This is a genomic window from Caldisalinibacter kiritimatiensis, from assembly GCF_000387765.1.
Classification (GTDB): domain Bacteria; phylum Bacillota; class Clostridia; order Tissierellales; family Caldisalinibacteraceae; genus Caldisalinibacter; species Caldisalinibacter kiritimatiensis.
Genome location: NZ_ARZA01000015.1, coordinates 1 through 12,713 on the forward strand (window position 1 = coordinate 1; position 12,713 = coordinate 12,713).

The 12,713-nt window shown below is 28.0% G+C and carries 10 protein-coding genes and 1 CRISPR repeat array; all 10 genes read left to right on the top strand.

The annotated features are described in order from the left end of the window. The first annotated feature begins 84 nt into the window (after positions 1-84). The 10 genes from L21TH_RS00450 (at position 85) to cas2 (ending at position 10,732) form a co-directional block, all read left to right on the top strand. The gene (locus L21TH_RS00450; RefSeq protein ID WP_006305862.1) at positions 85-1,446 is read left to right on the top strand and encodes a GntP family permease; all 1,362 of its coding nucleotides are present in this window, start codon (positions 85-87) and stop codon (positions 1,444-1,446) included. Between the two features lie 261 nt (positions 1,447-1,707). Continuing rightward, the gene (locus L21TH_RS00455; RefSeq protein ID WP_034428842.1) at positions 1,708-2,649 is read left to right on the top strand and encodes a helix-turn-helix transcriptional regulator; all 942 of its coding nucleotides are present in this window, start codon (positions 1,708-1,710) and stop codon (positions 2,647-2,649) included. Positions 2,650-2,727: 78 nt separating this feature from the next. Beyond that, a complete protein-coding gene (cas6, locus tag L21TH_RS00460) occupies positions 2,728-3,456 on the top strand; it encodes a CRISPR-associated endoribonuclease Cas6 (RefSeq protein WP_006305868.1) in 729 nt (242 codons plus the stop codon). Between the two features lie 40 nt (positions 3,457-3,496). Beyond that, positions 3,497-5,179 carry a type I-B CRISPR-associated protein Cas8b1/Cst1 gene (gene cas8a1 / locus L21TH_RS00465; protein WP_006305869.1) on the top strand — a complete coding sequence of 561 codons (1,683 nt, stop codon included), beginning with the start codon at positions 3,497-3,499 and terminating at the stop codon, positions 5,177-5,179. Between the two features lies 1 nt (position 5,180). After that, entirely contained in the window at positions 5,181-6,089 is a 909-nt protein-coding gene (gene cas7i / locus L21TH_RS00470; RefSeq protein WP_006305872.1) for a type I-B CRISPR-associated protein Cas7/Cst2/DevR, read from the top strand. 2 nt (positions 6,090-6,091) lie between these two features. Continuing rightward, positions 6,092-6,751, top strand: a complete 660-nt coding sequence (cas5b, locus tag L21TH_RS00475) for a type I-B CRISPR-associated protein Cas5b (RefSeq protein ID WP_006305874.1) — start codon at positions 6,092-6,094, stop codon at positions 6,749-6,751. A gap of 30 nt (positions 6,752-6,781) precedes the next feature. Further along, positions 6,782-8,950, top strand: coding sequence for a CRISPR-associated helicase/endonuclease Cas3 (locus tag L21TH_RS00480; RefSeq protein WP_006305876.1), 2,169 nt, complete (start codon positions 6,782-6,784; stop codon positions 8,948-8,950). A gap of 12 nt (positions 8,951-8,962) precedes the next feature. After that, on the top strand, positions 8,963-9,481 hold the full coding sequence (cas4, locus tag L21TH_RS00485) for a CRISPR-associated protein Cas4 (RefSeq protein WP_006305877.1): 519 nt from the start codon (positions 8,963-8,965) through the stop codon (positions 9,479-9,481). Between the two features lie 2 nt (positions 9,482-9,483). Beyond that, positions 9,484-10,467 carry a type I-B CRISPR-associated endonuclease Cas1b gene (gene cas1b, locus L21TH_RS00490; protein ID WP_006305878.1) on the top strand — a complete coding sequence of 328 codons (984 nt, stop codon included), beginning with the start codon at positions 9,484-9,486 and terminating at the stop codon, positions 10,465-10,467. 1 nt (position 10,468) lies between these two features. After that, complete coding sequence (gene cas2, locus L21TH_RS00495) at positions 10,469-10,732, top strand: CRISPR-associated endonuclease Cas2 (RefSeq protein WP_006305879.1); 264 nt, start codon at positions 10,469-10,471, stop codon at positions 10,730-10,732. A gap of 187 nt (positions 10,733-10,919) precedes the next feature. Next, a CRISPR array of direct repeats spans positions 10,920-12,664; the repeat unit is 29 nt; unit sequence GTTTCATCTTAACTATATGGGATGTAAAG. Positions 12,665-12,713 lie beyond the last annotated feature (49 nt).

Genomic DNA, 12,713 nt, shown 5'->3' on the forward strand with positions numbered 1-12,713 from the left:
TTTAAATAAATAAAATGCAGTATTTATGCGAGTTGTAGAGTTCTGCAACGAGCTAATTATATTAAATAAAAAGGGGGATTTTTAATGACACAGACAGGGTTAGTGTTAGTGACAGTTGCAGCAGTTGCACTATTGTTATTCTTAGTTTTAAAATTAAGAATACAAGCATTTATTTCACTACTTATTACTAGTATGTTTGTTGGAATAGCAACAGGAATGCCTCTTGGCGAAGTTATTAAAAGTATCCAAAATGGTATGGGAGGAACTTTAGGGTTTGTAGCAACAGTAGTTGGATTAGGTGCAATATTTGGTCAAATATTAGAGGCTTCAGGAGGAGCTGAGTCTTTAGCTAAGAGTTTAGTAAATAAGTTTGGAAAGGATAAAGCTTCGTGGGCATTAGTTCTTACTGGTTTTATTGTTGCAATACCAGTATTCTTTGATGTAGGATTTATTATACTTGTTCCTATAGTTTATGCTTTGTCCAAAGATACTAAAAAATCAGTATTATTTTATGGGATTCCATTATTAGCTGGTTTAGCTGTTACTCATAGTTTTATTCCTCCAACACCTGGGCCAGTTGCAGTAGCTGAAATTATAGGAGCAGATTTAGGATGGGTAATATTATTTGGGTTTATTGTAGGGCTACCTACAGCAATCGTTGCTGGACCAGTATTTGGTAAATACATATCTGAAAAAATAAATATAAAAGTACCTACATATATGATTCAAGAAATTGATAATGATAAAAAAGAAGACAATGATTTTCCTTCTTTTAGCTTAGTAACTAGCATAATTGGTGTTCCTTTAGTTTTAATACTATTAAATACATTAACAGGTGTTTTAGTTAAACAAGGAAGTATACAAGAAGGATTTATTACAAATATATTAGGATTTCTTGGTCATCCATTTGTGGCATTATCTATAGCAACATTATTAGCTCTTTATTTATTAGGTACTAAGAGAGGTTTTACTAAGCAACAGTTATTAGATTTAAGTACAAAAGCTTTAGCGCCAGCAGGACTTATTATATTAGTAACCGGTGCAGGTGGAGTTTTCAAGCAAATATTAATAGACAGTGGAGTTGGTAAGATGCTTGCTAATACGATTTCTAATTCTAATCTCCCACCGATTATATTAGCATATATATTAGCAGTAGTAGTAAGGATAACTCAAGGGTCTGCTACTGTATCAATGATTACATCTGCTGGTATAATAGCACCAGTTATGGATGCATTTGCATTAGGGGCACCAGATAGAGCATTAATAGTATTATCTATAGCAGCTGGTGCCACAATATTATCACATGTAAATGATAGTGGTTTTTGGTTAGTTGGAAGATATTTTGGAATGACAGAACAACAGACTTTGAAGTCTTGGACAATTATGGAAACAATTATTTCATTGGTTGGATTTGCTGTAGCATTAATATTGAGTTTCTTAGTGTAGAAAAGTTCCAGGTGTTAGGCCTGGAACTTTTTTATTGGTTTAGCATGTATAACAACTTAGAAAGCTAAGGTTTATTAGAATTTATAACTATTAAAATTGAAAAAAACTTACAAACACCACAAAGTTAAATAACAGAAATTATGGTTATTAATACATGTAACCTATTAGAAAAAATGATAATAAAAGAAGGAATATTAACCATAAATGTCAAATTACATCATATAACTATAAAACCAATATATGAAAGGCGGACTAAACATTATGAGTAAGTTAAGCAATTGTATAAAGATGCTTACATTGTTAAAGAGTAGAGGAAAAATGAAGATAAAAGAGTTGGCAGAAATTCTAGAAGTAAGTGAGAGAATGATTAGAGTATATAAAGATGATTTAGAAAAAGCAGGTATATATTTGCTGAGTGAACGTGGACAAGATGGAGGATATTATTTAGATGAAAGTAGTTTCTTATTTAACTTAAAATTGAAAGACGATGAAATATCTGCATTACATACAGTTAGAGGATTTTTAGAGAAAAATAATAACTTTTTACTGCTTGAAGAATATGATAATGCTTTAGATAAAATTAATGCAGCTACAGATTTTAAAGGACAAGATAATAAAACTCAATACTATTTAACGGATTCAAGTCCTAATATAAAATTAGATTTAGAAAAAAAGAAGTACATTGATATAAATAGCGCTATAATTTCTAGGAACAAAATAAGTATAAAATATTTTTCATTGACCTCGAAGTTAACAGAAAGAATAATAAGACCATATTCTTTATTTATCTATAAAGGGTTTTGGTATTGTATAGGATATTGTGAATTAAGAAAGAAGGTAAGGGATTTTAAATTATCAAGAATTAAAGAATATAAAGTTATAGATGAGAAGTTTGAAATACCAAAGGATTTCAATATAAAAGACTTTATTGGCTCAAATAGTATATTTAATGACAAAACTTATAAAGTTAAACTAAAAATTAAGTATCCAACATCTATTATTGTGAGTGAAAGCATTTGGGGTGATAAACAAAAGATTACTTTTAATGATGATTATTCAATATTATTTGAAGCTGAAATGACAGGAAAACCTGAGATTATTTCTTGGATATTGAGTATGGGAAGCTCAGTTACAATTATAGAGCCCAAAGAAATAATAAATGAAATAAAAAAAGAAGTAGATGAGATGAAAAAAATGTATTAATTTAGGTATATGACATATATACTTCCACTTACATAGTGTAAAATGTTTATAGAAGCTCAGAGAGAGGAGGTGAATTTAATGAGGTTAAGATGTACTTTTGAATGTGATAAACTGCCTATAGCCTATAGAATGATGTTTGTAAGCTTTATAAAAGAAGCACTTAAAAAAAGTTCAGAAGAATATTTCAATAATTTATACAATTATAAAAATAAGTCTAATAAAAAAACTAAGAATTTTTGTTTTGCAGTTTATCTTAATGATTTTAGGAGAGAAAATGATATTTTAAATATTAATGGTAACGTAGAGTTAAATATTAGTTCTCCAGATGAAGAGTTTATAGTGAATTTATATAATGGAATGTTAAAAATCAAAGAAGTTGAATACAAAAAAATTAAAATTTTGAAAAAGAAAATTTTATTAGTAAAAGAAAAAGCAATAAATGAAGATAAAGTTGCTTTTAAGACACTATCACCTATATATATTAAAAACAAAAACAATGATTCAGTTTCGCCACAGGATGATTCATATGAGGAATATTTGAATTATATAGTTAATTTAGCCCTGAAGAATTATAGGGGATATGGTCTTAGTAGAAGAATAAAATTTTCTCCATTAAAAATGAATAAAGTGGTTGTAAAGGAGAAAATAAAAGCTTTTACTGAACAGACAGGTAAAGAGTATATGTACATAAATGCATATAAAGGGACTTTTATATTAGAAGGCCATAAAAAGGATTTGGAAGATATATATAGATTAGGAGTTGGATTTAGACGAAACCAAGGGTTTGGAATGGTGGAGGTGATTTAATCTGAAATTAAAATTATATTTAAATGACTGGTTTGTTAATATGGGAATTGTAGGCTTTATAAGAATTTTAGAAGATGCAGGATTAAAAAAAGAATTAGACATTTGTGATAATTACATAGAATTTGATAGTAAGTTATTAGAAAAATTTGATGAATATTATTTTGATTATTTCTTAAAACGATATGACATCAGCAAAAGAGAAATAAAGAAGGTTGATAGATATTTAGGAATAGCAAGGAAGGAAGAAAAGTTTAAAGATGCAGTAAATTGGATAAAGAGTGTTATTGATACTAATAGAAAAAAAGTAAAAGGTAAGTTTGAGGATAAAAAATTTGAGTATGAATTTAATGGTTTATTTAAAGAAATAAAAAAAGTTAAAAAGTATGACCAAATAGAAAAATTAGAAGAATTGGTTGATAGATTCAAAAAACTAATAACAATATATGAAGTTAATGAAAAGTTGACATTAAATTATATTAGGAATATATTATCTACTCAATTTTTTGGTCAGGCTAGCTTTTTACAAAAGATCTGTGCTAGAAAAAGTTTAGAGGAACAAAGAGAAATAATGCATAAGGATTATATTAAGCCAATATTAGAAGAAGTTAGACTATATAAAGAGCTAAATATGTCTGAAACTGTTGATGACTTACTACAATTTATCGACACAGAACTAAATAAAGATTGTTCAAAGACTTACCCTAAGTTATTAAGAAACATAAAGAAGTTGCTTAAAAAGAAAAAAGTTTTAGACAATCTAAAAAAAATCCCTCATTGTTCTATTTGGGAAGAATATTTAGCTACTTCTGATTTTACAGAAGCAGTTTTTGTTCCTTTAGCAGTAAGTAATAATAATGCTAAAAATTTTATGTGGCAAGGAAATACATCGTACCCTATATGTAGTTTAGTTAAATTTATTCTGTTTTGTACTCCAGCAGGAGTTACAGATATGAAAGATGGTTATTTGGGTTTTGTAAATATGGATACAAGTGTAGAAGAACTATATAGACATAATGAAAATCTTTTACTTATGCAAGATGAAGAGAATCCTTTTGAAAGTTTGATTTATGACATTCTTAGTGAAACTAGAAAGAAAAGTATATGGACATTACAAAATATATTGTTTATAGAGTTAAACGCTAACTATGATACTAAAAATTGCAAATTAAATTATTTTAATATTAATAAAAATACTGCTAGATATTTTAAAAGCTATACTAAAAATAATTTAATGAAAATTAGAGATACAAGATTTAAGGGTGAATTGGTTTCGTGGATTTTGAATAATAAAGATATTAAGTATTTAATACATGATAAGTTAATAGAAACCATTAAATCAGGTAAAAGTTCCTATGATTCTTATTTAGCTACAAAGGCTAGATTTACTTTAAAAAAAGTTTTAAAGGGGTGTGAAAAGGTGGATAGCAATAGGCTCTGGGTAATATATAAGGAAGGTGAAAGGTTAAATACATATTTTAAAGAAAATGAATCTGAAAATAAAATACAGGGCATAGCATATAGACTTCTTAATGCTAGTAAAGCTCGTAATAAAAAAGAGTTTATGGACTCACTTTTAAGAATTTATATGGCAGCAGGAAAAGAAGTACCAAGTTTATTTTTAAATGTTTTACATGAAAAGGACTTAGATTTTGAGAGTATAGCACATTCATTTATTTCAGGTTTAATATCAAATTTTGATAATAATGAAAAGGAGGAAAAATAGTATGAAAAAGGGGTTAACTGTTACGGTTATTTTTCAAGGTGATTCTTTAAATTATGGTGAAGGAATTGGAAATATTTCAGAACTTAAAAAGTTAAATAGGGGTAATGGTAATACACATACCTTTGCTTCAAGACAGAGCTTAAGATACGATATTGTAAGACTTGGAAATAATCTATATGATTGGAATTTAGATACTGTGGTAAAAAACGGAACAATACAGTTTAAAAAAGATTGTACTATAAGAGATTCAGAGGAAATGGATTTATTTGGATACATGAAAACTAAAGGAAACTCAAATGCGATTACCCGTTCTGCTCCAGTTAGATTAAGTCATGCTATTTCATTAGAGCCATATAGAAGTGACATGGACTTTTTAAACAATAAAGGATTAGCAGATAGAATAGGTGAAAATCCTAATCTTGCAAATATAGAGCAACATCAAAGTTTTTATACATATACAGTAACTATTGATTTGGATAAAGTTGGAAAAGATAAAGATGGGAAAGAAGACATCGTATTAGAAAAAGAAGAAAGAACAAAGAGAGTTAATCAATTATTAACTATTTTAAAGGTTTTAAATAGAAACATAAGAGGTAGACAAGAAAATCTTTCACCATTATTTATTATAGGGGGTATTTATGATATTCCTAATCCTTTTTTCCAAGGTAGGATAAAACTTGAAACTAAAGGTGGCGAATTTTATATAAATACTGAAATTTTGGAAAAGACATTAGAAATTACTTTATTAGATAAATCTATAAAGGAAAATACTTTTGTAGGTATAGTAGATGGTATATTTAACAATAAGTCAGAGTTAGAAACATTACTACCGGAAAAAGTCTTATCAGTAGAGAAATTTTTCAAAACATTAGAAACTGAAATAGATAATGTATATAAAGTTGAGGGATAAGAATGAAAGTACTAAAATTAACACTCTTTCAAGAAACAGCTTGTTATAAAAAACCTTTTGCATTTAAGGTTTGGGAAACATATCCATTACCGCCTTATTCTACAGTTAAAGGAATGTTACACAATATACTTAAAGCTGATGAGTTTATTCCTATGAGTATAAGTATACAAGGAGATTATGAGAGTAAATTTGTAGATTATCAAAGTATGTATTTTTATAAATCTAAAGAAATTACGAATATGCCACTAAATGTACATCTTTTACATAATGTAAAACTTATCATTCATGTTAAAGCAGAAGATGCAATTTTACAAAGGATAATAGATGGCATAAGAAATCTTGAAGAACATTTGAGTTTAGGAAGAAGGGAAGATTTGGTAAGAATTGATGATATAAAGTTTGTAAAAATACAAGAGATAGATATAGATGATTTAGAAGATGGGAAAAAAATTGAACATCCAATATATATTCCAGTTGAGCAATTACCTGAAGATGTATGGGGCATAAACTATAGATTAAACTGGAAATATGAAGTGGTAAATGATTTAAGACAATGGGAAAGAATAGATGTAAAATATGTAGAAAGTGGAGAAGAAATTACAGATGATAACTTTTTACAGGACGAAGAAGGCGATATAGTATATTTTAACACCCCACAATAAATTAAGTGGGGTGTTTTTGGAGGTGATATTTTGATTTATGCTAAATCAAATCCAAAGGAAACTTTAAGGGAACATACAGAAAAACTTATTAACAATTATTATTTATTAAAAGAAAAATATGGTCAAAAAATACAGAACGATAAAATGTGGGACCTTTTATTACTTGCAGTTAAATATCATGATACAGGAAAGATATATACACATTTTCAAAATGTGATAAGGAAAAAAATAGGTAAAGAAATCTTACCAGAAGCTATTTCTTACGATATTCCCCATAATTATTTATCTCCTGTTTTTGTACCATTCAAAGAGCTAGAGTTAAACAAGGATGAAAAAAAGATACTAATTCAAGCTATTGGATATCATCATGAAAGAGATAAAGAAATTGATAGAGACAAAATAAAAGAGGTAATAGAGAAGGATTTAAAACAAAAAGTAAATAATTTAAAGGAAGAATTAGAAATAGAGATTTCTAATAAACTAGGGACTAAATATGTTCAAAAGTTGAAACCGAGAAATAGAATAAAATTAAATGATGATAATTATAATTTATATGTTTTAGTAAAAGGATTATTACATAGAATAGACCATTCTGCGTCAGCACATCAAGTAATTGAGTTAGATAGAAATGAAAATGTAGCGGAATATACACTAAAATATATGGATAAGCAAGGCTTTAATTTAAGAGAAGTACAGAGATTTGCAAAAGAAAATAAGGAAAGAAATTTGATAATAATTGCATCAACAGGTATAGGGAAAACAGAATCTGCTCTTTTTTGGATAGATAATGATAAGGGTTTTTTTACTTTGCCTTTAAGAGTTAGTATTAATGCATTATTTGATAGAGTTAAAAAAGATATTGAATATGATTCTGTAGGGTTATTACATTCTACTAGCTTAGATTATTTAGATGAAGAAGGTTACGAAAACTGGGAAGAAATATATGAACAGTCTAAAATTCTTTCAAGTAAATTGAATTTTACTACAATTGACCAAATTTTTAAATTTCCTTTTAAATATAGAGGGTATGAAAAAATATATGCAACAATGTCTTATTCTAAGGTTGTAATAGATGAAATACAAGCATATAGTCCAAATGTAGCAGCAGTTATTTTGAAGGGATTAGAAATGATACATGAAATTGGTGGCAAATTTATGATAATGACAGCTACATTGCCAACAATTTATTTAGATTACTTAAAAGAACGAAGAATTATAGAGGAGGATTTACAGATTCAATATTTTTTAAGTGATGTAATAAGACATAAAATAAGTATTTTAGACAAAGATATAAACAAAGATATAGATAAAATGATACAAATGGGAAAAGAAGGTAAAGTATTAGTTATAGTAAATACGGTAGATAAGGCTATTGAATTATACAATTATATATGTGAAAAGGATTTTTCAAACACTTTTTTGTTACATTCTATGTTTATTCAAGAACATAGAGCTAAATTAGAAAATAAAATAAAAGAATTTGCTAAAGATAAAACAGCAAAAGGAATATGGATTACTACTCAACTTGTTGAAGCATCGATAGATGTTGATTTTGACTATTTATTCACTGAACTGTCAACATTAGATAGCTTATTTCAAAGATTAGGTAGGTGCTATAGAAAAAGAAAATACGATTTAAAAGAACCTAACGTATATGTTTATACAGAAGATGTAAGTGGAATAGGTAGTATTTATGATAAAGAGATTTTTAAGTTTAGTAAAGAAATGATATTAGATTATGATATGAAAGAGCTTTCAGAGAAAGATAAAGTAAAAATGGTTGAAAAATTATATTCAAAAGAAAAATTAAATGGAACTAAGTTTATGAAGGATTTTAAAACTGCTATTAAATATTTAGATACAGTAGAAGATTATGATGTAAATTCAAAGGAAGCACAGAAAATATTAAGAGATATACAAAATATTACCGTAATACCAAGAGAGATTTATGATAGCATATCAAAACTAATAGAAAAATATCAAAACGAAAAAAATTCTAATGTAAAAAGAAAAATAAGAAGAAAGATAAATAGAAAAACAGTTAGTATTCCTGTTTATAAGGCAAAAGGAAAAGTAAGTTCAATAGATATTGAAGGGTTAAAAAATATAAAAATACTTGAAAGAAAATATGATTTTGATGAAGAAAAAGAACTAGGACAAGGGATTTTGATAGAAGAAGAGCTTGAAAATATTTTTTAAGAAGGTGAAAAAATGGGGATAGATTTTGATAAACTTAAAGTCCAAGGGGTTAAAGTAAATTACTTTTATATATGTAAGCGAAAACTCTGGCTTTTCTCAAAGGGAATTAGTATGGAGCAAAATAGTGATAGGGTACTCTATGGTAAACTAGTACATAAAAATGCATATCCAAGATTAAAAAAGAGAGAGGTATTAATTGATGATATTTTAAAGTTAGATATTATGGATAAAACTTACGTAAAAGAAATAAAAGTAAGTAGCAAAATGACAGAAGCTGATAAAATGCAATTACTTTATTATCTCTATTATTTAAAACAATTAGGTATAGAGAAAAAAGGCATGATTAATTACGTAAAAGAAAGAAAATTGGAGGAAATATCTCTTACAGCTGAATATGAAAAAAAGATAGAAAATACACTTGTAGAAATAAATCGCATATTAAAAATGGAAACTCCTCCAGCATTGAAAAAGTTACCGTATTGCAAAAAATGTGCATATTATGAATTTTGCTATGCATTGGAGGAGGATTAGTTGTGGATAGAGATTATTACATATTTAGTAACGGTAGATTAAAAAGAAAAGATAATACTATATATTTCATAGATTCACAAGATAATAAAAACTCTATACCAGTTGAGCAAACAAATAGTCTTCATATATTTGGAGAGGTTGACTTAAATACTAAATTACTTAATTATTTACCTAAATATGGGGTTATATTAAATTTTTATAATTACTATGGATACTATTCTGGTACTTATTATCCAAGAAAAAAGAATGTATCAGGGTTTACAGTGGTTAAACAAGCATTACATAATTTTGATTATAATAAGAGATTGTTTTTAGCTAAATCTTTCATAGATAGTGCAGTACATCATATACTAAGAAATATGAGAAGACATAAAGAGGATATTAAGGAGCTAATAGAGAAGATTGAACTAGAAAGATTAAATATAGAAAGAGCAAATAGAATAGATGAACTTATGGGTATAGAAGGTAGAATTAGAAAATATTACTATCAAAGCTTTAACTGGATACTTAGAGATGATTTTACTATAGAAAGAAGGGAAAAGCGACCTCCTAAGGACCCTGTAAATGCTTTAATTTCATTTGGAAACAGTTTAATGTATACTGCTGTATTAAGTGAAATCTATAAAACACAATTAGATCCAACAATAAGTTATTTACATGAACCTTCTACAAAACGATTTTCATTAAGTCTGGATATAGCAGAAATATTTAAACCACTTATTGTTGATTCAGTTATTTTTTATCTAATTAATAATAGAATAATTACTCTAGAGAATTTTGACGACCAAGATGGCATTTGTTTTTTAAATGAACAAGGTAGGAAAAAGTTTATCAGAGAGTATGAGAAAAAGATGTCTACTACTATAAAACATAGAAAATTAAAGAGAAAAGTATCTTACAAAATGTTTATAAGGCTAGAGTGTTATAAACTTATTAAGCATTTTATTGGAGATGAAGTTTATAAACCATTAAAGGCATGGTGGTAATATGTTTGTTATACTAACATATGATGTAGGTGAAAAACGGGTAAATAAGGTCAGAAAACATCTGAAAAAATATTTGATATGGACCCAGAATTCGGTGTTTGAGGGAGAAATTACAGATGGAAAATTAAAAAAATGTTTATCCGAATTAAATCATATACTGAATAGAGAAGAGGATTCTTTATATGTATATGAAGTTAAGTCACCAAAGTTTATTACAAAAACTATTTATGGACAAGAAAAAAATATAGATGAATTATTTTTATGATTTTGCAGTAAACCTATGTTATTAAATGAAAGCTTATAAACTTTGAAAATTCAATGATAAAATTAATTAAATGTGGCAAGGTAAAAAACACAACTGATACTTTACTGCAAAAACGACGAATTTGCAGTATTACATAACTAACTTAAATGTAGTAAAATAGACGTATAAGGGTATTTTAAAAATTAGGGTTTCATCTTAACTATATGGGATGTAAAGTCTATTGAATATCTGTATGTTGCATCATTAAGTGCTCCAGTTTCATCTTAACTATATGGGATGTAAAGTAGATACGAACTGAGGTTTCTTCCTTTGTTGGAAGATGTTTCATCTTAACTATATGGGATGTAAAGGTGAAAGGCTCTACTAAGATTTATGAAGGCAGTTTAGGTTTCATCTTAACTATATGGGATGTAAAGAATTAATATGCCAAAAAGAGAGTTTATAGGCATATCAGGTTTCATCTTAACTATATGGGATGTAAAGACAAAACTTCTATACATTACTTTTTTAGTCAAAGAAAATGTTTCATCTTAACTATATGGGATGTAAAGTTACTAAGTTAGGAGGGAGTTAGATGGCTGTAATAAGTTTCATCTTAACTATATGGGATGTAAAGAGAAAATTGAAGCAAGGGCAAATACAGGTTTTAACAGTTTCATCTTAACTATATGGGATGTAAAGCTCTTAGCGATACCGCAGTAGCTGAATATACCAAAATAGTTTCATCTTAACTATATGGGATGTAAAGAGGTCTCCATAATCTTCTTTCCTGAATTCAATACATTGTTTCATCTTAACTATATGGGATGTAAAGGAACGGTTTATAAGTACGTTAAACAACAATATACACCGTTTCATCTTAACTATATGGGATGTAAAGCTGCGTCTATTATCACAACCTTTACGGTTCCATTCCCGTTTCATCTTAACTATATGGGATGTAAAGGTGGTGAATTCATACTCTATAATGACGAAGGAGAAGTGTTTCATCTTAACTATATGGGATGTAAAGGGTGTTGGGGAAGCTAATATATTTCCACTTTGGGCAGGGTTTCATCTTAACTATATGGGATGTAAAGGGAGCAGACGGTGGATATATTGTACCAGTTGATGAGTTTCATCTTAACTATATGGGATGTAAAGTCATCTAAGTAGCTTTTTATGGTCTGTATGTCCATGTTTCATCTTAACTATATGGGATGTAAAGCAGCATATGAAAATGTAAAGGAGTCATTAAGAGAAGGTTTCATCTTAACTATATGGGATGTAAAGAACAATGTGTCAAATATTACTGTAAGTGGGCATGGTGGTTTCATCTTAACTATATGGGATGTAAAGGTGTACCTGTGTAACTATTCATTCTTTTAGAGAACTTCGTTTCATCTTAACTATATGGGATGTAAAGTTAAAATCGATTTTAAGCAAAATTTTATACTTAGAGTTTCATCTTAACTATATGGGATGTAAAGATTCCTTCTTGGCCGGAGTCGCCATCAGCAAATAATTGTTTCATCTTAACTATATGGGATGTAAAGTGTATCAGCTTTACTATCAACTCTTTGATTTGTTTCTCGTTTCATCTTAACTATATGGGATGTAAAGACTTTAGACACTTTACTGAATAGAACAGATGATATTAAGTTTCATCTTAACTATATGGGATGTAAAGCATTATGGATTGTGACTTTTGGTCGATAATCCCTTTTGTTTCATCTTAACTATATGGGATGTAAAGTCTTCTATATTTACCATTAGGTCCTTTACCAGTAAAGTTTCATCTTAACTATATGGGATGTAAAGAACTCTAGAGCTTCAGCACCAAGCTAACGAAATTATGGGTTTCATCTTAACTATATGGGATGTAAAGCTAGAAATAGCTGTAGGAGAAAAAATAACTATAGATGTTTCATCTTAACTATATGGGTGTTTATGATAAATTAAAATTACCCTAGTATAATAATTGAAAAATCCCCTAGAGGAA

Coding starts and splice junctions, on each gene's coding strand:
- L21TH_RS00450 (WP_006305862.1), top strand. CDS start 85: ATGACACAGACAGGGTTAGTGTTAGTGACAGTTGCAGCAGTTGCACTA.
- L21TH_RS00455 (WP_034428842.1), top strand. CDS start 1,708: ATGAGTAAGTTAAGCAATTGTATAAAGATGCTTACATTGTTAAAGAGT.
- cas6 (WP_006305868.1), top strand. CDS start 2,728: ATGAGGTTAAGATGTACTTTTGAATGTGATAAACTGCCTATAGCCTAT.
- cas8a1 (WP_006305869.1), top strand. CDS start 3,497: ATGGGAATTGTAGGCTTTATAAGAATTTTAGAAGATGCAGGATTAAAA.
- cas7i (WP_006305872.1), top strand. CDS start 5,181: ATGAAAAAGGGGTTAACTGTTACGGTTATTTTTCAAGGTGATTCTTTA.
- cas5b (WP_006305874.1), top strand. CDS start 6,092: ATGAAAGTACTAAAATTAACACTCTTTCAAGAAACAGCTTGTTATAAA.
- cas4 (WP_006305877.1), top strand. CDS start 8,963: ATGGGGATAGATTTTGATAAACTTAAAGTCCAAGGGGTTAAAGTAAAT.
- cas2 (WP_006305879.1), top strand. CDS start 10,469: ATGTTTGTTATACTAACATATGATGTAGGTGAAAAACGGGTAAATAAG.